Source organism: Hyphomonas sp., assembly GCF_017792385.1.
Classification (GTDB): Bacteria; Pseudomonadota; Alphaproteobacteria; order Caulobacterales; family Hyphomonadaceae; genus Hyphomonas.
The window spans coordinates 440,441-460,474 of record NZ_CP051230.1 but is presented as its reverse complement, the minus strand read 5'-3'; the positions used below and the strand labels follow the sequence as shown (position 1 = coordinate 460,474).

At 62.5% G+C, this 20,034-nt stretch carries 20 protein-coding genes; 15 read left to right on the top strand and 5 right to left on the bottom strand.

What is annotated here, in order from left to right; genetic code table 11:
- Positions 1-291: 291 nt before the first annotated feature.
- The 13 genes from HF955_RS02235 to HF955_RS02175 all read left to right on the top strand — a co-directional run bounded on the left by HF955_RS02235 (position 292) and on the right by HF955_RS02175 (position 12,803).
- On the top strand, positions 292-3,144 hold the full coding sequence (locus HF955_RS02235; RefSeq protein ID WP_291077495.1) for a [protein-PII] uridylyltransferase: 2,853 nt from the start codon (positions 292-294) through the stop codon (positions 3,142-3,144).
- Between the two features lie 22 nt (positions 3,145-3,166).
- Positions 3,167-4,723 carry a murein biosynthesis integral membrane protein MurJ gene (gene murJ / locus HF955_RS02230; protein WP_291077493.1) on the top strand — a complete coding sequence of 519 codons (1,557 nt, stop codon included), beginning with the start codon at positions 3,167-3,169 and terminating at the stop codon, positions 4,721-4,723.
- A 24-nt stretch (positions 4,724-4,747) separates the two neighbouring features.
- Positions 4,748-5,785 carry a tryptophan--tRNA ligase gene (gene trpS, locus HF955_RS02225; protein ID WP_291077492.1) on the top strand — a complete coding sequence of 346 codons (1,038 nt, stop codon included), beginning with the start codon at positions 4,748-4,750 and terminating at the stop codon, positions 5,783-5,785.
- Between the two features lie 89 nt (positions 5,786-5,874).
- On the top strand, positions 5,875-6,330 hold the full coding sequence (locus HF955_RS02220; RefSeq protein WP_291077490.1) for a copper chaperone PCu(A)C: 456 nt from the start codon (positions 5,875-5,877) through the stop codon (positions 6,328-6,330).
- A gap of 233 nt (positions 6,331-6,563) precedes the next feature.
- Positions 6,564-7,565, top strand: coding sequence for a hypothetical protein (locus tag HF955_RS02215; protein ID WP_291077488.1), 1,002 nt, complete (start codon positions 6,564-6,566; stop codon positions 7,563-7,565).
- Positions 7,566-7,647: 82 nt separating this feature from the next.
- Complete coding sequence (locus HF955_RS02210) at positions 7,648-8,226, top strand: NifU family protein (RefSeq protein ID WP_027837259.1); 579 nt, start codon at positions 7,648-7,650, stop codon at positions 8,224-8,226.
- A gap of 102 nt (positions 8,227-8,328) precedes the next feature.
- Entirely contained in the window at positions 8,329-8,928 is a 600-nt protein-coding gene (locus HF955_RS02205; RefSeq protein ID WP_291077486.1) for a malonic semialdehyde reductase, read from the top strand.
- The gene (tsaB, locus tag HF955_RS02200) at positions 8,913-9,578 is read left to right on the top strand and encodes a tRNA (adenosine(37)-N6)-threonylcarbamoyltransferase complex dimerization subunit type 1 TsaB (protein ID WP_291077484.1); all 666 of its coding nucleotides are present in this window, start codon (positions 8,913-8,915) and stop codon (positions 9,576-9,578) included. The genes HF955_RS02205 and tsaB overlap by 16 nt, the downstream gene beginning before the upstream one ends.
- The gene (locus HF955_RS02195) at positions 9,575-10,036 is read left to right on the top strand and encodes a GNAT family N-acetyltransferase (RefSeq protein ID WP_291077482.1); all 462 of its coding nucleotides are present in this window, start codon (positions 9,575-9,577) and stop codon (positions 10,034-10,036) included. Before tsaB ends, HF955_RS02195 begins: the two co-directional genes overlap by 4 nt.
- Before the next feature lie 71 nt (positions 10,037-10,107).
- Positions 10,108-10,995, top strand: coding sequence for a dienelactone hydrolase family protein (locus tag HF955_RS02190; RefSeq protein WP_291077481.1), 888 nt, complete (start codon positions 10,108-10,110; stop codon positions 10,993-10,995).
- A gap of 85 nt (positions 10,996-11,080) precedes the next feature.
- Complete coding sequence (locus HF955_RS02185) at positions 11,081-11,500, top strand: Fur family transcriptional regulator (RefSeq protein ID WP_291077479.1); 420 nt, start codon at positions 11,081-11,083, stop codon at positions 11,498-11,500.
- A 145-nt stretch (positions 11,501-11,645) separates the two neighbouring features.
- The gene (locus tag HF955_RS02180) at positions 11,646-12,371 is read left to right on the top strand and encodes a hypothetical protein (RefSeq protein WP_291077477.1); all 726 of its coding nucleotides are present in this window, start codon (positions 11,646-11,648) and stop codon (positions 12,369-12,371) included.
- Positions 12,372-12,389: 18 nt separating this feature from the next.
- Complete coding sequence (locus HF955_RS02175) at positions 12,390-12,803, top strand: DUF1489 domain-containing protein (protein WP_291077475.1); 414 nt, start codon at positions 12,390-12,392, stop codon at positions 12,801-12,803.
- 1 nt (position 12,804) lies between these two features.
- Here HF955_RS02175 and HF955_RS02170 read toward each other — a convergent pair whose 3' ends face one another.
- Positions 12,805-13,743, bottom strand: coding sequence for an alpha/beta hydrolase (locus HF955_RS02170; protein WP_291077473.1), 939 nt, complete (start codon positions 13,741-13,743; stop codon positions 12,805-12,807).
- Positions 13,744-13,792: 49 nt separating this feature from the next.
- Here HF955_RS02170 and HF955_RS02165 point away from each other — a divergent pair, with 49 nt between their 5' ends.
- Complete coding sequence (locus HF955_RS02165) at positions 13,793-15,019, top strand: aminotransferase class V-fold PLP-dependent enzyme (RefSeq protein ID WP_291077471.1); 1,227 nt, start codon at positions 13,793-13,795, stop codon at positions 15,017-15,019.
- Positions 15,019-15,840, top strand: coding sequence for a sulfite exporter TauE/SafE family protein (locus HF955_RS02160; protein WP_291077469.1), 822 nt, complete (start codon positions 15,019-15,021; stop codon positions 15,838-15,840). The genes HF955_RS02165 and HF955_RS02160 overlap by 1 nt, the downstream gene beginning before the upstream one ends.
- Here the strand turns inward: HF955_RS02160 and HF955_RS02155 are convergent.
- The 4 genes from HF955_RS02155 to HF955_RS02140 form a co-directional block, all read right to left on the bottom strand.
- Entirely contained in the window at positions 15,837-16,808 is a 972-nt protein-coding gene (locus HF955_RS02155; protein ID WP_291077467.1) for a HupE/UreJ family protein, read from the bottom strand. The genes HF955_RS02160 and HF955_RS02155 overlap by 4 nt on opposite strands.
- Positions 16,808-17,641, bottom strand: coding sequence for a peptidylprolyl isomerase (locus HF955_RS02150; RefSeq protein WP_291077465.1), 834 nt, complete (start codon positions 17,639-17,641; stop codon positions 16,808-16,810). Before HF955_RS02150 ends, HF955_RS02155 begins: the two co-directional genes overlap by 1 nt.
- A 15-nt stretch (positions 17,642-17,656) precedes the next feature.
- Positions 17,657-19,573 (bottom strand): DUF3604 domain-containing protein, encoded by a 1,917-nt coding sequence (locus HF955_RS02145; RefSeq protein WP_291077463.1) that lies wholly within the window; start codon positions 19,571-19,573, stop codon positions 17,657-17,659.
- A gap of 90 nt (positions 19,574-19,663) precedes the next feature.
- Positions 19,664-20,032 (bottom strand): hypothetical protein, encoded by a 369-nt coding sequence (locus HF955_RS02140; protein ID WP_291077461.1) that lies wholly within the window; start codon positions 20,030-20,032, stop codon positions 19,664-19,666.
- Positions 20,033-20,034 lie beyond the last annotated feature (2 nt).

Sequence of the window (20,034 nt, the reverse complement as noted above, 5' to 3'; positions counted from 1 at the left end):
TTTGGGCATCCGCAGGGGAAGGAGCCGCGGTCACCTCATCATTGCCGCCGCAAGATGCCGCCCCAAGTATGAGGGCGCAGGCACAGACGGTTCGGATGAAAACGGGCATCGGCAATGTCCTCGATATCGGATCAGCTGGGATTAGTCCGGAAATCCCTGAGGGAGGCAAGGCCCGTGGTCAAGGCAGCGGCTTGGGAAATGCCCGAAAAGCGGAAGTTTGCGACCAATCCGCAGGATTCAGCAGTGATCCCGCCATAGGCGCGCGAACCGGACCTGCTATATAGACTGGCAATGAGCAAAGAATCGACTGTTCCGCCGAGCAAGGCGCCCACCCTCGTGGAAACCCGCAGCCAGCCCGGTCGGCGGCCCGGGAAATGGCGCATTTCCAACATCATCGATGGCCGTGCCTTGCGCGTGAAACTGACCGCTGCGGCGCTGGACAATCTCGGCGATGCGCAGGCGACGCGAAAGGCCGCATTGGACCATCTCCACGGGGCCATGTTTCGCGGCCGCATGATCGCGCAGGAAAGGTTGCAGCAGGGAGCCGACGGCCTTGATACGGCTCGGCTTCTGGCGGCAGTTCAGGATGAGGTCGTGCATGCTTTGTATGACTTCACGACCACCCACATTCATCGCGCGCGCAACCCCACCGAAGCCGAACGTCTCGCGGTTCTGGCCACGGGTGGCTATGGGCGCGGCGTCATGGCACCGTCCTCCGACACCGATCTTCTGTTCCTGCGCGCCTACAAGGCTTCTCCGCATACTGAGAGCGTCATCGAATACATGCTCTATGCGCTCTGGGACATGGGCCTGAAAGTCGGCAATGCCTTCCGGACGCCCGCCGAATGCGTCAAGCTCGCCGCCGAGGATGTGACCATCAAGACGTCGCTTCTGGATTCCCGCTTCATCTGCGGTGACCAGGCCCTGTCAGACGAGATGCTGGCAAAGTTCAAGAAGGACGCAATCGACGGCAAGGATGCGGATTTCATCGCTGACAAGCTGGCCGAACGTGACGCCCGCCACGCACGACAGGGGGATGCGCGCTATGTCGTCGAGCCGAATATCAAGGAGGGCAAGGGCGGCCTCCGGGATTTGCAGACGCTCTACTGGATCGTGAAACACATCTATGGCGGCAAAACGCTGGAAGACGTGATGAAAGGGGGGCCATTCACGCGCAGTGAGTATGGCACATTCATCCGCTCCGCCCGTTTCCTGTGGACGGTGCGCTGCCACCTGCATTTTGTCACCGGCCGCGCTGAGGAACGCCTCAGCTTCGACCTTCAGCCGGAGATCGCGGCCCGCATGGGCTATCGTGATCGGGAAGGTCAGTTGGGCGTTGAGCGTTTCATGAAACGCTACTTCCTCGTCGCCAAGGATGTCGGGGCGTTGACCCGCATCATTGCCGCCAAGCTTGAGGCGGAACAGAAAAAGCGGCCGGAAGGCTTTCGCCGCCTGCTTCCGCAGAAAACGCCACAACCCTTGGCAGATCCGGGGTTCGTGATTGATGCCGGACGCGTCAGCATCACGTCCGAGGCCGTGATGCAGGATGATCCGCTCAACATGTTGCGCCTGTTCCTGATCGCCCGGCGGGAAGGCAAGGATATCCATCCGGATGCCCTGTCGGCGATCACGCGCAATCTGCGGACGCTGAACGAGGATCTTCGAAACACGCAAGAAGCGCGCGCGCTGACCCTCGATATACTGCTCGACAGCGAGGATCCCGGCCTGATCCTGCGCCGCATGAACGAGGCCGGTGTGCTCGGAAAGGCCATTCCGGAATTCGGCGGCATCGTCGCGCAGACCCAGTTCAACATGTATCATCACTATACGGTTGATGAGCACACGATCCGTGCGGTCGAGGCAATTGCCGAGATGGAGCAGGACAATGCGGAACGCGTGCCGCTCGCCAGTGAAATATTCCCGCTGATCGAAAACCGCCGCGCGCTGTACCTTGCCATGCTGCTCCACGACACCGGCAAGGGCAGGGGCGACCAGCAGGTCGAGGGCATGAAGACCGCCACGCGCGCCTGCCAGCGGCTTGGTCTGCCCGAAGACGAAACCGAACTGGTGGCCTGGCTGGTCGGAAACCATCTGGAACTCAGTGAAACTGCTCAGAAGCGGGATATCTCCGATCCGCGCACGGTCACCCAGTTTGCAAACCTGGTGGGATCCCTCGAACGGCTGCGGCTGCTTTACATCCTGACCGCAGCAGACATTCGCGCCGTCGGTCCGGGCGTCTGGAATGCGTGGAAGGGCCAGTTGATGGCCGATCTCTATCACAATACCGCGGCCGCCCTGCGCGGGGGGCGGGCAGACGAATCCGGCGTTCAGGCCCATCTCGAGGCGCGTGCCGAATCCCGCCGTGAAGCGCTGGTCGATGAACTGGGCGATATTCCGCCAACGCTGCTGGAGATGGAAACCGCCTACTGGACGGGATTCGATGTGCCGGACCTCGCCTGGCACGCCACCGCGTTGAAGGATGGCGGCGATGTCGTGTGCTATCGTTTCCCGCCGGAGGGAGGCGCCCTGACCCTGATGGTGTGCGGCAAGGACCGTCCGGGTCTGTTCGCAGACCTGGCCGGCACGCTCGCAAATCTAGGCGCGAACGTCGTGTCCGCTCAGGTCTTCACCAATCGCAGCGGCCGGATTCTCGATCTGTTCATCTTGCAGGACAGCGCCAAGCTGCCGTTTGGCCAGAAAGATGCCTCGCGCCTGCAAAGGCTGGAAACGGCGCTCAGGGACACGCTGGCCGGAACGGGCGTCAAGGAACCCGGGGCGTCGCGTATGGGGCGGCGCGAAGCGGCCTTCCTGGTCCAGCCCTCGGCGCAGATCCGCAATGACGTATCCACCGAATACACCGTGGTAGACATCGCCGGCCGTGACAGGCCGGGCCTGCTATATGATGTCGCCAGCGTGCTTGCCGACAGCGGACTGTCGATCCACTCCGCTCATGTCGGATCCTATGGTGAGCGCATGTTCGACGCCTTCTATGTGCAGACGGCCACTGGCGGCAAGCTGACCGATTCTGCCCGGATAGAGACACTCAAGGACCGTCTTCTGGACGCATTGGGCCAGCATGAACCGGATGCGCCGGAAACGCCGGCCCGGAAATTGAAGCGGTCACGCGCCGTGGACAGTTTCTGAGAATTCCAGCAGGGGAATCCGCATGAGCGTCGCCCGCAACACACTCGTGCAATCCTCGCTGACATTGGGCAGCCGCATCCTCGGCATGGTCCGCGACATCCTTCTGATCGCCAAGATCGGGGCGGGTCCGATCGGGGATGCCTGGGCGACGGCGCAACAATTTCCGAACCTGTTCCGCAGGATTTTCGCGGAAGGGGCGTTCGCCTCTGCTTTCGTGCCGACCTATGCCCGGACGCTGGAGGCGGACGGCGCCGAAGCAGCCCGCGCAGTCGCGCAGGAGGCCTTGCGCGTGCTGTTTGCGGCGACGGCGGTGCTCACCATTCTGGCCCAGATCTTCATGCCCTGGGTTCTTCTGCTGATCCATGGTGGGCAGGCGGACGATCCGGAAAGCTACAGCCTTGCTGTCCTGCTGACCCGGATTACCATGCCGTATCTCACCTTCATGGCGATCGCGGCCCTTTTGTCCGGGGTCCTCAACTCGGCCGAGCGATTCATCCTGTCGGCTGGCGCACCGACCCTGCTGAACCTGTCGCTGATATCGGCTGCCTTTGTCGCGCCGGATGCCAAGGGGACCGCCCTGGCTGCGGCGATGGCGTATTTCGTGGCCGGGCTGCTGCAGGCGGGGGTGCTCTGGTGGGGGGTCAATCGACAGAAGGTCCGCCTCAGCCTGATTGGATGGCCCCGCCTGACACCTGCGGTGAAGAAGGTGCTGAAACTCGCAATTCCCGGAACGATTGCCGCCTCCGGCACACAGATCAACATCATCGTCAGCCAGTCGCTCGCCAGTTTCGAGGTCGGGGCGAAGTCATGGCTGTACGCGGCAGACCGTCTTTATCAGTTGCCACTCGGACTGGTCGGCGTGGCGGTCGGCGTGGCCATCCTGCCGCGGCTCAGCCGGGCGGCGCGGGCCAGCGATGACGGCTCCAGTCGCCGCACGATGGATGAAGGCATCGGCCTGGCCATGGCGCTGACCCTGCCGGCGGCGGCCGCGCTTATGATCGCGCCGGTCTTCCTGATCGACGCCTTCTTCACGCGCGGAGAATTCCTGCCATCGGATGCGGCCATGTCCGGCAGTGCGCTGTTTCATTTCGCCTGGGGCGTGCCGGCTTTTGTGCTGATCAAGGTTCTCGCGCCGGCCTTCTTCGCGCGCGAGGACACGAAGACTCCGATGCGCTATGCGCTCGTGTCCGTCGTGATCAACACGGCGCTTGGCGCGGGCCTGTTCTTCTGGATGAAGTCGAATGGCCAGGCCGGCTTTATCGGACTGGCCATCGCCACTTCGGTGGCTGCCTGGGTGAATACGGCGCTTCTGGCGTTCACGCTTCTGGTGCGCGGCTGGTACAGGCCGGGTCCTCGGCTCGTCTCCGGCATTGTTCGTGCTGCACTGGCCACGGCCATCATGTCCGGTGCGGTCTGGTACATGTTGCAGAAGCTGGCGCTGATCCGGGCGGAACTCTGGGATTCCCGGATCGCCTCGGCGGCGGTGATCGTGCTTGCCGGCGGCGTGATATACGGGTTCGCAGCTCTTTTGACGGGTGCAATCCGCATTTCTGACATTCGACAGGCTTTGCGGCGCTAGGCAAACGCGCTAAAGCGCCTGCCCATGACTGATACACCTGCCTCCTATAGCGGCCCGCAGCGCATTTTCTCGGGCATCCAGACGACCGGCAATCTCCATCTGGGCAACTATCTGGGCGCCCTTAAGAAATTCGTGGACCTGCAGGAAGAGGGCTGGGATGCGGTCTATGCGGTGGTTGACCTGCATGCGATCACCATGCCGGTGGAGAAGGGCGCCCTGATCAGCCAGACCCGCCAGATTGCGGCGGCTTTCCTGGCCTGCGGCGTCGATCCAAAGAAATCCATCATCTATGCGCAATCCTCAGTGAAGGCGCATGTGGAACTGGCCTGGATCTTCAATTGTGTCGCGCGCATGGGTTGGGTCGAGCGCATGACCCAGTTCAAGGACAAGGCGGGCAAGGATGCCGAGCGTGCTTCGGTCGGCCTGTTTACCTATCCGGTCCTGCAGGCGGCAGACATTCTCGCCTACAAGGCCACGCATGTACCGGTGGGCGAGGACCAGAAACAGCATCTGGAACTCAGCCGCGACATCGCTGACCGGTTCAACCGCGAATATGATGCGCCGGGCTTCTTCCCGCTGCCCGAGCCACTGATCAAGGGGCCGGGCGCGCGCGTGATGAGCCTGAAGGATGGCAGCAAGAAGATGTCGAAATCCGACCCGTCCGAACTCTCGCGTATCGCATTGGTGGACGATGCCGATACGATTGCAAAGAAAATCAAGAAGGCAAAGACTGACCTGCTCGGCGACATGCCGAGTGAGGTGGAAGGGCTGGAAGGCCGTCCGGAAGTTGAAAACCTGGTCGGCATCTATGCCGCCTTGTCCGGAGAGTCCGTGGAAGCCGTTCTGAAACAATATGGCGGGCAGGGCTTTGGCGTGTTCAAGCCGGCGCTGGCCGAAGTGACCGTGAACCATCTCGCACCGATCACGCAGCGCTATCGCGAAATCCTGGACAATCCATCGGATATTGATGCCGTGCTCCGGGACGGGGCCGAGCGGGCAGACGCCATCTCGGCGCCGATCATCCGGGACGTACGCGAACGTGTCGGGTTCTGGGGCGCCTGAACGAGACAGGCTGCGGCGCTGTGATCGATTGACCGCGGCGCCGGTCTGGCTAAATGTCTCGCACCATTCAGACGGTTGGAGACCTTCTCATGCGTGTTGCTTCCCTGATTGCCGCCTTCGGCTTCGCCACTCTCGCGGCCTGTTCGCCCGCAGCCACGTCTGAAGGTGACACGGTCACCGTGACGGATGCTTATATCGTCAAACCGACTCCTGGCCGTGATGTGGCGGGCGGAGGCCTGACCCTCACCGTTAAGGGCGCACCGGCCTACCTGGTCGGAGCCGACACCGACATTGCCGATACGGTCGAGCTCCATACGATGGAGATGACGGATGGTGTGATGAAGATGCGCAAGGTCGATCAACTCGAGGCCACCGAAGCGGCACCGCTGGTGCTTGAAAGCGGCGGTGCGCACCTGATGCTGTTCGGCGTCAGCCAGGACATCGAAATTGGCGAGACGGCAGACCTGGTCCTGACACTGAAGACCGCCGATGGCGAAGAATCGACCCTGACCACGGTTGCCGAGATTCGCGGTCTGGGCGACTGATTCTGCCGGCCTCGCCCGGCCAGACCCTGATCATTGCTCTGGCAACCCGTCCAAACGGCGGGCAGGCATGTTGCTTGCATATATTTAACAGTAAATAGACTGTTAAAATATGGGCAATCCCTGCATAGTGTCTTTACCGCAACACGTCGCGCGCCGTCAGGGTTTGAAACAGGGTAGAGTGAATGGCATTTGATAGTCGCCTCCCCGCGGCATACCAGGAGGAAGGTCCTGTCGTGACCGTGCTGGGTTCTGATCATCTCGTGACCTTCGACTATGCCGAGCCCAGCCCCATCATGTTGTTTGCCCAGAGATGGTGGCGCCGAACGGTAACCCTGCTGAAAGTGGGCGTGGTCGTCGGGGCCGTTGCAGCCTACCCGATCATGACCGTTGCCTCGAACCGGATCGACGACAGCGCCATCGAAATCACGGGGCAGAACTGGACCCTGCCGGAAGTCGGCGTATCCATCGTGAAGATTGCGCGGGAACTGGAAGGCGCCGGCTGGGCCGGTGATCGGGCGAATTGGCATCCGCAGGCGCGGCTCACCGCCATGCCTGCCTGGCAGAGTGCCACCGCTGAGGCCCTGTCCCGGCATACCGGCATGCTGGCAGACCTGACGGCACAAGGCGAAGAAGTCGATTCCGACCTGAAGGCAGCTGCCCGCCTGCTGAGCGGGGTGGAAGGCGAAGACATGCGCCCGCGCCTAACGGCAGCGGCCGAAGCGCTGAACCGGTATGATTCCCGTGCAGGTCGCGGACTGGCAGCCACGCCAGACAAACTTGCGAAACTGCAGGCGCAGGCTGTCCTGTTCGCCGATTGGGCCGAGGCTGACCGGATCGACCTGTCCGTCCAGATCAATCAGGACATTGTCGAATGGCCGGCCAGCCGCACGGATATCGAAACCTTTTACGGGGCCAAGGCACGGGCCCATGTGGCGCAGCAGATGCTGGTCGCTGCCCGTCTGTCGGAACCGCGCCTGGCACGTTTGCCGGCTGTGAGTGCCGCCTTTGACCGGGCGGAACTGGCTTGGGGCCGGGCTGCACAGATGAAGCCGCTGGTTGTGTCCAATCAGAGCGGTGACGGTCCCTTCATGGCCAACCATCTGGCAAGTATCGGGTTCCATCTGGGAGAGGCGCAGGACGCATCCCGGAATCTGGCAGACTTGCTTGGTGACGTGCCCGAAAGTGCGCTTGAGAACATCGCAGGTCTTGAAACCCGTCTGGCAGCTGCGCCGTAATCTCACGCATTCCCTTGAACCTTCAGGCTGGGCAGGCCATCTGGAACGGTGAAACCGCAATCCAGAAAGGGCCCGATCGGCCATGTTCATCCAGACCGAACCGACTCCGAACCCGGATACCGTAAAGTTCCTGCCCGGCCATCCGGTGGCCGGTGAGGCTGGTCCGTTCGATTTTCCGGATGCGGCCAGTGCCCGTATCAGCCTGCTCGCGCGCGCGCTGTTCCAGGTGGACGGTGTTGAGCGCGTCTTTCTCGGCAGCGATTTCGTGTCGATCAACAAGGCACCCGACAAGGACTGGAAACATGTAAAGCCGATGGTCCTGGCGGCCATCATGGACCACTACATGGCAGGCCTGCCCGTGGTTGAGGAGGGGGCTGCCCCCGCGGCCGATGCCGAGGCCGACATCAGCTATGAGGGCGAAGCAGCTGAAATCGTCGAGGAAATTCGCGAGCTGATCGAAACCCGCGTCCGTCCGGCTGTGGCTCAGGATGGCGGCGACATCATTTTCCACAAGTTCGAGCCAGACACCGGCATCGTGCATCTGTCGATGCGCGGCGCGTGTGCCGGTTGTCCATCGTCGACGATGACCCTCAAGCAGGGGATCGAGAATATGCTGAAAACCTATGTCCCGGAGGTCACTGCCGTCGAAGCGGTGCTCTAGAACGAGGCATTCTGTCGGCCAGCCCCGCCACCGCATTGATTGTGCGGGCGTTTCCCGGCAGGCTTTTCTGAACATAATTCCATTTGCAGAAGGAAACAGGACATGGCTCATCCGGTGAACGACCATGCGCTCGACGTCATTTTCAGGGACGGTCGCAGCTTCAACGGGTTCGAGGACAAGGACGTTCCGGAAGTGCTTGTGCGCGCGGTGTATGACCTTGCCAAGATGGGCCCCACCAGCGCCAATTGCTCGCCGGCTCGTTTTGTCTTCGTGGCGTCGCCGGAAGGGAAGGAGCGCCTCTTGCCGCTCGTGTCGCAAGGCAATCAGCAGAAGGTGAAGGAGGCCAGGTGGTCGGTCATCATCGCGTATGACATGGAATTTCAGGAGAAAATTCCGAAACTCTTCCCGCACAATCCGAGCGCGAAAACCTGGTTCGACAACAGCCGCGAAGAAACGGCCTTCCGGAATGGCACGCTGCAAAGCGCCTATTTCCTGATGGCGGCCCGGTCCCTGGGGCTTGATACGGGCCCGATGTCCGGATTCGACATGGACGGAGTGAACCGGGAATTCTTCGAGAATCAGAAAGGCGAGGAAAAGCACTGGCGCGCCAACTGGATCTGCAATCTCGGATATGGAGACCGATCCACCATCTTTGCCCGAAGCCCGCGCCTGCATTTTGACGAGGCGTGCCGGATCGTCTGAACTTCATGCTCGTCCTTGGACTGAATACTGCCTTTACTGCCATGGAAGCTGCGCTCGTGCGCGATGGCGAGATCCTCGCCGATGCACGCGAAACCATGGCGCGTGGGCAGGACAAGGCGCTTCCCGGTTTCGTGGACCGGTTGCTGTTGCAGGCTGGTGTCACGCTTGCCCAACTGGACCGGATCGCGGTCGTGACCGGTCCGGGCAGTTTCACCGGCATTCGTATCGGTGTCGCCTATGCGCGTGGGCTGTCGCTTGTCACCGGGGTGCCCTGTATCGGCGTGACCAGTCTCGAGGCGGCGATTCCCCCCGGTATGGCCGGCACCGTCATGGCAGCACTGGCCGCTCAGAAACGCCCGCCTGACCAAACCTGGTGGGTACAGGGCATCTCGGCAGATGAAGGTATTGCCGAGACCGTCGAACTGGGCCTTGAGGCCTTGCAGTCGATGCTGGCAGGCTTTCATGCACCGGTGTTCATGCAGAATCCTGACGCGCTCGGCGAGCAGGCTGCGACGCTCGATCTTCGCCCCTTGGTGCCATCGGCTGTCACGGCGGCCCTCAAGGCTCCCCTGTTTGATGCCGAGCGGCATCCGCCGGCCCCGGTCTATGCGCGGGACCCCGATGCGACCCTGCCAGAGCCCCGAAAATGAGTCCCGGCTTGCTGGTGCTGACACCTGATGACGCTGCAAGTCTCGCCGGTCTTCATGCCCGGTGTTTTGATGATTGCTGGAGTGCCGAAGCGATGCGCGGCCTGTTGAAGGATCCCAATGTGCTTGCGCTCGGGGTTCAGTCGGCTGGCAGGATCTGCGCATTCATCATGGGACAGACCGTGGCGGGCGAGACCGACATTCTCACGCTGGCGACAGATCCCGATCAGCGCCGTCGCGGGCTTGCCGGCCAAATGATCGAATCTCTCGTGCGGCGGCTGGGCGAACGCGGCGTCAGCCGGATCACGCTCGACGTCGCCGAAGACAATCTTGCTGCCCGAGAGCTTTATCGCGCCCACGGATTTATCGAGGATGGCCGCCGGCCGAGATACTACAAGGCGAAGCGCGACATCCCGGTCGATGCCATCCTGATGTCGCGCACGCTCGGTCTCGGATTCTGAAGGTCGGTTTGCGCTGTGCGCCGCGGGAAAACGGGTTATGTTCTCTTGCACTGCCACTGGAGGAATTGACGATGGACCGATCTGGCGACGCTGCACCCATCCCGCAGGAAGTGTTCGACCTGTATGATGCGTATTGCCATGGAGACCTCTCCCGACGCGGATTCTTCGAGCGGCTCGGAAAGTATGCGGTCGGCGGCCTGTCCGTCTCCGCGCTCGCCGCGTGTGTCATGCCGGATTATGCCCGCCAGCAGACCGAATCCGGGGCGGACGGCCTGTATGAAGAGATGCTGGTCTATGATTCCCCACGAGGTGCCGGCGAGATGGAGGGGTATTTCGTGCGCCCGGCCGATGCGGACGGCAAGCTGCCTGGAATTGTTGTGATCCACGAGAATCGCGGCCTCAATCCGCACATCCGCGATGTCGCCCGCCGCGCGGCGCAGGCGGGCTATGTCGCCTTCGCGCCGGACGCGCTCTATCCGCTCGGGGGCTATCCCGGCAATGATGATGACGGCCGCGCCATGCAGGCGACCCGGGACCGCGAGTCGATGGTTCAGGACTTCATGGCAGCCGCCGACTTCCTGAAAGGGCATGTCGCCACGACGGGAAAGGTAGGCTGCGTCGGCTTCTGCTTTGGCGGGGCCGTGTCAAACCTGATGGCCGTCCGCCAGCCTTGGCTGTCAGCTGCCGTGCCCTATTATGGCGGATGGCCGGACGCGGCGGATGCCGCCGGGCTGAAAGTGCCGTTGCAGATCCATCTGGCAGGTCTGGATGACCGGGTGAATGCCGGTTGGCCCGCCTACAAGGCGGCGCTGGACGCGCATGATGCCAATTACGAAGCCTATATCTATCCCGGCGTGAATCACGGGTTTCACAACGACACGACGCCCCGTTTCGACGCGACGGCCGCCGCGCTGGCCTGGTCGCGCACCGTGGAATTCTTCGATCTGCACTTGCGGTAACAGGATGCAGGCCGTGCTGCCAGGCAGTGCGGCCGGGGGCGGAAGCCGACTGGACTTCCGCCAAATGTGAGGGCAAAACAACATCATGGATCGACTCGAAAAACTCTGTGCCGAAAAAGGCCTGCGGATGACCGAGCCCCGGCGCATCATTGCCCGGGTCCTGTCCTCGTCCGATGATCACCCGGATGCCGAGGAACTGCATCGCCGCGCCAACTCCATGGATGCGTCAATCTCGCTGGCCACGGTCTACCGCACCGTGAAACTGTTCGAAGATGCCGGCATTATCCAGGCGCACGATTTCCGCGACGGCCGTGCCCGCTACGAGGAAGTGCCGGACGAGCATCATGATCACCTGATCAATGTGAAGAATGGCGAAGTGGTCGAATTCCATTCCGAGGAGATCGAGCGACTTCAGGTCGAGATCGCCCGCAAGCTCGGATTCGAACTGGTCGATCACCGGCTCGAACTCTATGGCATTCCCCTGAAGAAGGACGACAAGGCCTGAAGCCCAGTCGCGTTCAAGTCCCGTAAAGCATTATTGCCCGACACTGGCCCAGCAGCGGCTCTGGCGTGGCGGCAAGCTCCGGCTCGGCCTCGCCAAAGATCAGCCGCATTTCGGACCTATTGGGATTACGGGACGGTAATACGACATGCTTCTGGCACTCTTCGCGAGTTTCTTCATGATGACGGGCGCGCCGCCACTTGATGCGGCGCTGACGGCGACGGAAGCGCCCCGCACCCTCCGCGCCGCCTTTACCGTAGAACTCAGCAGCCAGTCGGCCAGCCGCGTGTATGCCTATGATCCGCGCCTCGAGCAGGGGGCCCGCTGGCAGGTTGTCTCCTGGCAGGGGGAGGATGACGAGCTTGAGGAAGTTGCGGCCAACTGGGCAAGCGAACCTGCGCCCGATGGGCGGCTGTTTCCGGATGATTTGCGGGCCAGCATGGGGCGCGAAGTACGGGTGGAGGATATGGGCCACGCCTGGCGCATCGGCTTCCGTCACCACCCTTCGACCAATGATGGCGAGTTTGATGTCTGGGCCGCCCAGCGTCTTCAGGCATCGGCCTGGCTCGATCCCGTCGGCGAGCGGTTCCTGCGCATCGATTACCATCTGCCCCGGCCCGTGGCCGGTCCCGAGGGCGGCAAGCTGACTCGGTACGAGCAGAGCTATTTCATCCGGACCGAACCGCGTTGGGGCATGAGCTATGTGTCTGGCTTCTCGATCGACCTCGAAGCCCGCGCCGCCTTCCGGACGATCTCGCGCCGTTATTCGGCGAACATCGTGAAGACGGAATTCTTCTTTTCCAGTCCGGAAGCTGAAGCGGATTTCGAAACGGGCGACGCCGCGCCGCAGCTGATGTCTGGATTGCCGCGTTAAGGCCGCTACATTGATGCCATGACGATTCACATGGTGAAACTCTGTGTCGGTGCGGATGATGTCGATGATCTGGTGAACTGGCAGAAACGCCTTATGGAACAGGGGCGTGAACCCTTTCATCAGACCCGGATGATGCCGAAGCAGAAGGAGCAGCTACTGAATGGCGGCTCCATTTACTGGGTGATCAAGGGCGCGATTCGGGTCCGTCAGCGCATTCTGGATATTCGGGAAGTTGCCGGCGACGGGCACTCCATGTGTGAATTGGTCTTCAGCCCGGATCTTGTGCGCACCTATGCCAAGCAGAAACGGCCGTTTCAGGGCTGGCGGTATCTCAAACCCGGTGACGCCCCGCGAGACCTGAACAGCAAGGAGGCGGCCGTCGATATCCCGCCCTCCCTGGACGCCGCCCTCAAGCAGGCGGGCGTCTGGTAACCTAGTCGGACAAGGCATCGGCGAGGATCGCCGCCTGCAGCGCGAATGCGTCTGTGCCCGGCGCGATCAGTTCCACATGCCCGGTTTCGGGGACCTGTTCGAACGCTGCCTGACTGCCGGCCCCCAGGGCTTCCTGCGTATATGCCTGTCCCAGGCGCGGCGGGGCGATCCGGTCCTGCTCGCCATTCACGCTCACTTGCCGTGCTGCAAACGGAAGCAGCCGATCCGGGGATGTGTCGGAGAAAACGTCCGGCCGATCGCCAGAAGGGATACCGGTCAACGTGTCCAGGATCGCCGCGAGGCATCCTTCCTGCGTCACGGGCGCAGACATTTCGAGATCGGCCAGACCGCCGCTGTTCACGACAACGTCCAGATGCAGGGGATCAGGCTTCCACAGGGGGCTGGATTTGGGCAGCTTCGGGCGGGCCGCCAGCCACAGGGCCAGATGACCGCCGGCCGAATGGCCGAACGCTCCGATCCTGTCGAGTTTCAGGTTGAATGTGTCTGCATGATCGCGCAGCGCGTCGGCAGCGCGTGCGACGTCTTCATATGTTCCGGGATAGCCGCCCCCTGTCTCATCCACGCCGCGATACTCGATGTTCCAGACGGCCAGACCTTGCTGGCGCAGGGCATCTGCCGCGAAATCCATCAGCGTCCGGTCGGCGATCGATTTCTGCCAGCATCCGCCATGTACCATGATGACGACCGGATGGGGCCCGTCGCCATCGGGCAGCCAGACATCCACGACATCCGTCTCACCCGGCCCGATACGCACCTGATGCTGCGTGGTGGGCCGTGGCCGCGACAGCAGGTCTGGCCATGTCATAAGGTCCAGGTCATTTGTTTGCTGTGCCGGCTCGGCCGCAGGCGTCGTATCCGGCGGGGCATGGCACGCGGTCAGGGTCAGGCAGGCGAGGGCAGCAAGGGAAGGCAGGCGCATACGGGAATTGCTACTAGCGTCAGCGCGCTGTGTCATGCACAAACAGGCGATGACCTTGATATCCCTTCCGGAATCCCGCGCGGAAGCCGAGGCGCTCGATGCCTGTGATCCGCTTGCGCCATGCCGTGACGCATTCGCGCTGCCGGAGGGTGTGACCTATCTGGTCGGGCATTCCCTCGGGCCTGCCACCAAGGGGGCCTTGTCGGCCCTGCGCCGGGCATCGGAAGGTGCCTGGATGGCAGACCGTGTCGGTGCGTGGAATTCGGCGGACTGGATCCATCTCCCGGATCGGGTCGGGGCCCGCTTGTCGGCCATTCTCGGGGCGCAACCGGATGAGGTCAGCCTGTGCGACAGCGTTTCGGTCAACCTGTTCAAACTGGCCGCGGCCGCCCTGCCGCTTGCACGGTCGCGGCGTCTGGTCGTGGAAGAGGACGAGTTTCCAACCGATCAGTACATTCTCGAAGGTCTCGCCGGGCTGAACGGAGCCGAATGCGTTCGCGTCCCGCCGGGGCAGGGGGCAGCCCGTCTGGAGGGCGGTGTCCTCGTCAAGAGTCTGGTCAATTTCCGTTCTGCCGAACTGGCAGACATGGCGGCGCATGAAGCCAGTGCGCGCGCCTGTGGCGGGCTTGTCGTCTGGGACCTCAGCCATGCCAGCGGTGTGCTGGACATCGAGCTGGCCAAACAGGGCGCGTTACTGGCAGCAGGCTGCACCTATAAATACCTCAATGGCGGGCCGGGCGCGCCCGCCTTCATCTATGCTCACAGGGAATTGGCTCCTGAGCTGACATCGCCTCTTCCGGGCTGGATGGGACATGCACACCCCTTTGAGTTTTCGTCCGCATACACGCCAAAGCCCGGCGCGGCACGCTTTGCCGCAGGCACGCCCCCGATCCTGTCCCTCGCAGCTCTGGATGGAGCGCTGGACGTGTTTGACGGCGTGTCCATGCAGCATGTTCAGGCGAAGGCCCGGGCGCTGGGCCAGATGTGCCTGATGATGGCCGAAGGCATGGGGCTCGACATCGCCTCGCCACAGGATCCGGAGCGACGTGGCGGGCATGTCAGCCTGTGTCATCCCGATGGTTATCCGCTGGTACGGGCCCTGTCGGATTGGGGCATCGAAGCAGACTTCCGGACGCCGCACACAATCCGGTTCGGTCTGTCGCCGCTGTTTCTCGGCTATGCCGAAATCTGGGATGCGATGACGGAACTCGCAGAAATTGTCGAAACCCGCAGTTGGGATACAGAGGCCTACCGCGAAAGGGCCATAGTCACCTGATGGAAATGCTTGCTCAGTATGGGCCCATGCTGCTCGCTCTGGCAGCAGCAGGGATTGCGGCCGGTCTCGCGGCAGGACTGTTCGGTATCGGGGGCGGGGCGATTATCGTTCCAGTGCTCTATTTCCTGTTTGAAGGCATGGGATATGGCGAAACCGCCATGCACGTCGCCGTGTCGACCTCGCTCGCCACGATCATTCTCACCTCCATCCGCAGCGTCCTGGCGCATGACAGGCACGGCGCCGTGGACTGGCAGATCCTGAAAGACTGGGCACCCTGGATCGTGGTCGGCGCGCTCATCGGCATGGGGATCAGCAGCTATCTCTCGAACCGGGGGCTGCTCGCCATATTCGGCTCACTGGCCTTTCTGCTCGCGGCGCAGCTCTATTTCGGCCGACCGACCTGGCGGCTTGCCGATGACATGCCCGGCGGCCCCGTCCGCGCAGCGCTCGGGACATCCGTCGGCACACTGTCTGCCTTGATGGGCATCGGGGGCGGCACGTTCGGGGTCAGCCTGATGACTCTGTGTGGACGGCCCATTCACAAGGCGGTCGCCACGGCGGCCGGCTGGGGCGTTGCCATTGGTTTGCCGGGGGCACTGGCTGCCATTCTGGTGGGGTGGGGAACTGAAGGCCGTCCGCCGTTTTCTCTGGGCAATGTCAATCTCGCCGCCTTCGCGCTGATCTCCGTTTTCACGGTCACCATGGTTCCGGTTGGCGCCGCCCTGGCGCATCGTCTGGGCGAGGCCAATCTCAAACGCTGGTTTGCCGTTCTGCTGGCCCTGGTTGCTGCCCGCATGCTCTGGAAGGCGATCGGTCTCTAGAAGAAGAATGTGGCAGCGATCCGCTCAATCGCCCAATAGCTGCCGGTGATGCCGATGGCATAGGCCGCTGCAGTCCGGACCGCCGGTCCGCCCGGCCGGTACAGGTGTCGGCCCATCCATGCGAGTGCCAGAAGGACGAGAACGAATGCCACCTGGCCTGCCTCAACACCCAGATTGAACAGCAGAAGCGCCATCACTTCCGCGCCGGGCGGCAGCCCGATTTCCGAAAGCGCCCCGGCAAATCCAAACCCGTGTACCAATCCGAAGCCGAACGCGATCAGCCAGGGCCTGGTCTGAGCCAGCGTTTCCCGGTCCCGCATGCGGTAAATCGCTTCTGCGCCCAGCAGCGCGATGCTCATGGCGATGGTGATCTCGACCGGCGGGCCCGGCAGGCTCACGCTGCCGAGCGCCGATGCGGCCAGCGTAATCGAATGAGCCACCGTGAAAGCGGTGACGGTTGCCAGCAATTGACGCGGTCGCACCAGCAGCACCAGCCCCAGCACGAACAGCAAATGGTCATACCCGAAAATAATGTGCTCCACGCCGATCCGGAAATAGGACAGCGTCGCCGCACCCTGCGGTCCGCCCAGATCAATGGAACTGGCCCCGGGCCTCAGCAGGGCGGAAAAATCCTCGGTCTCCATCCGGTCAATGCGCAGGAAGACATCGGTCAGGGTGCGGTCCAGCCCGTCGACCGCAAGCGTGCCTGTGCTCAGGTCGCAGGCCATGGTCCAGCGCGTCACCAGGGTTGAGCCGGGGCGGGTCAATCGTTCATTCTGCCGTTCGCACCCATCCGGAAAAACAGGATCCAGTTTCAGCCGGCGACCGTCCAGCACGGGCTGCTTCCAGACAACTTCATACTCATCCGGCTGGGTTTCTGTCAGTTCGAGATAGGCAGGGCGCACTTCATGCGCGGCTGCACCGGCGCAGATCAGGATGGCCGTCAACAGGGCCAGTAGGCCCCGCATCACTCCACGCCCTCAAGCTCGACCCGGTATTTCGAGACAATGTCGCGGATCGCCTGCTCGTTTGCCGCGCGCCGGGTTTCCTCTATCCAGTCCTTTCGAACCTGCGCTTCAATATCCTCGAAGGGCGGCTGTGTTTCGGGCGTCGCCCGGGTCACCTTGACCAGGTGGAGACCGTAGGCTGACTCGACCGGCCCTTGCCAGGTGTCGGAGACGGGCAGGGCGAACACGGCCTCGGCAAACATGCCGCCGAACTGCCGGGCCAGTTCCCGCATCGGAATGTCTCCATACTGACGCTGCATCATGAACGGATCGCCCATGCGTGCCGGGTCGATGGCCGGGTCCGCGATCAATTGGTCCAGCGCGACTTGAGCGTTCTGCTGCGTATCGGCCCCGTGCACATCCGGGCTGAAATAGACATGGCTGAAGGTGACTGTGGCCGGCACGGAGAACCTGTCAGGATGAGTGGTCATCCAGTCCCGCAGGACGGCCTCGTCCGGCTCCGGGGCATCATCTAGGTCTGATACGACAAAGCTCATCTTCTGTGCCAGCCGGCGCGTTATGATCGTGTCGTCCTCATCCAGACCAAGGCGGCGGGCCTCGCGGGCCAGGGCTTCATCCCGAACATGGTCGGACACCATGGCTGCCATATCCGTCTCGGTCGGCAGCGCGCCAGCCTCGGACGTGTAGAGCGCCGCCATGCGCTCCAATTCCTCGGCCGAGATGAAGATGGTCGACCGGGCGGCGTCTGAACGATTCTGCCAGATCTGGTACAGGCCGAAGATCAGGGCAGCCGCCACGACGAAGTGCACGAGCGGGTCTCGCAGGAGTTTCACGAAGCAGCGTGTCCCTTAATTGGCCGGCATGTACCAGATCGGCGAGGTGTAGGCGCGCTCCTGTATGGTCTGGGGCACGTCCGGGCGAGGGGGCACGTTACCCCGCATGGCCTCCCAGGTCGACCAGCGGCAGCTCGGGTTTTCGAGCACGCGCACATAATAGGTTGCTCGCCGGGCCGGATCGAAATCCGGGTCCTGCCAGACCGTTTTCAGTTCGCTCGCGCCGTCTCCGGTCGGTGTGCAGGTTTCCATGTCCACAGCCGCGCCATTGTCCGGGCATCTGTGCGTCGTCGGGTCCGGCGTGCCAGTATGGCAGGCCACGTCAAAGACCGCTTCACCGTCTGAAGTGACCTTGATGATCTGGACCCGTTGCAGCGCGCCCATGTTCGGGTCCCGCTGCGCCCAGGCCAGGAAGGTCGGGGTGTTGCCGGTGCCGATCAGGTCGCCGCCCATCGGCACACCGCCATCATAGGCGAGCCGCGTCAGGTCCGGTGCGTCCAGCATGTCCTCGGAATATTCGTACCCCGCGAAGAAACGTACCTTCATGCGGGGGCCGGTGGTGGCGAAGGTCTCCTTGCGCCGGAACGCGTCGAAAATCGACTCGCGCGTGTTTTCCTCCGCCCATACACCCGTCAGGCCGGACGCGCCCCAGCGCGAGAACCATTCTCTGGCATTGGTGACGATCGGATTGTCGGGCTGGGCGTCCCAGGATTTCGTGCCCATGAAGGGGACCGACCCGCGTGCCATCGGTGTGCCGTCCACGATGCCCACTTTCGACCAATAGTCGTTCTCGGCATAGGCCCCGCCGACGACATGGCTGTCTGAGGCTGCCACAAGGCCGAAGCGGAACGGGTCAAATCCTTCTTTCTCCTGAAGCTTCAGCCCGTTGCGATAGGCTTCGCGGACATAGCTGCCTTCCGTCGCCGACACTTCATAGGATGCGAGCAGCCGGTCATAGATCTCGAAATCGGCCCACTCGTCATTCGGGGAAAGGGCAGGGTGGGTCTCGCTTGTGCCCTTGACCTGCGTGACCTCGACCAGGGGCTCATTGCGCATCCGCTGTTCGGCATAGGCCGCGTCCAGCGGATCGCCATTATATGTTTCCAGACGGAACATCTGGCCGTCGGACACATTCGGATTGTGCGGAATGGCAATCGACTCGAAGCCTTCAGCCCGCTTCTGGTCCATCCAGTCCCATAGATCTTCCGGATTGGGCGAGTCCAATGTGGAAAAGGCCCGCAGCGGCGCTGCGCCCTTGAAGAAGACATTCCGGTGCAGATTGCCGCCTGCAAAGGAATTCTCCTCCTCGTTCACCGTCACGGATGTGTATTCATAGGCAGCAAAGGTCGTGAACTCGCCCGGAACATAGTGACGATCGGCCGCCTCGATATTCTGCAGCCAGACGGAGTTGATGATGGATTCATCATACATTTCGTCAATCGGTTCGCCGGACCGGACAGAGGCGCCGACGGTCTGGAAGGCCGTCGTGATCTGCTGCGGGTCATTGGAGAACATTGCCTTGGCTCGTGGCAGCTCCGACAGTTCCGTGCCGGGTGTATCCATCACGGGCAGAATGCCAAGATACTCGGCATGGTCGGTGACGGTGTAGAAATCGAGCGGTCCGCCGGCAATCGTCATGTCGAAGCCGGAGGGGTGGGTCACCGTATCGCCCCGCGCAAACCGGTAGGCATCATCGGCGGTGCGCCGGACATTGAAGATATAGGCATCGAAGCTGGACCGGGTATGGATGTGGAGGTCGCCGAAATAGGCATTCCGGTCCTCATTGTATCCCGCGGTGCGCGTCTCCCCCGCAGCACTGCTTTCCGTGTCGGCCACACCCGTCTTTGCCTCCTGCGCCGGTGTGTCCGGTTCCGGTCCGCCACAGGCAGCCAGCGCTATCGCCGAAACGGCGACGCCCAGAAATCTCTTCATGTCTTCCTCCCATGGGCCTGTTTGCCGGCCCTTTATGGGAGAAAGTGTGCGCCGTTACGGCGAATCTGTCCAGCTTGACGCTCGGGAAGGTCAGACCGGGCTGATATCGGTGATCTTGTACGTCATCGGCGTTTCGCCATGGCTGGCGATGGTGACGTATTCGCCCTCCTTGAAGACATGGTCACCCAGCTTGTAGCCGGCCTCATCATCGCCCTCGTCATCCTCGTCATAGTGGAAGAACCAGCGGCTGCCGCGATGGGTCAACAGGCCCGTGGCGTGTTCGTCCGGATCCGGGCTGAACCGCACCACACGGCACTCGGCCCTGTGGGCGCGCCAGGCGTCCAGGTCGATCTGCCCTTCTGAGGTCAGCGGAGCAACCAGCGTATATCCCTGGCTCGCATCCCCGGCAGGCAGGCCCGGATTGCGGGCAAGTTGCAATACGATCTTTGACAGGCTCATCT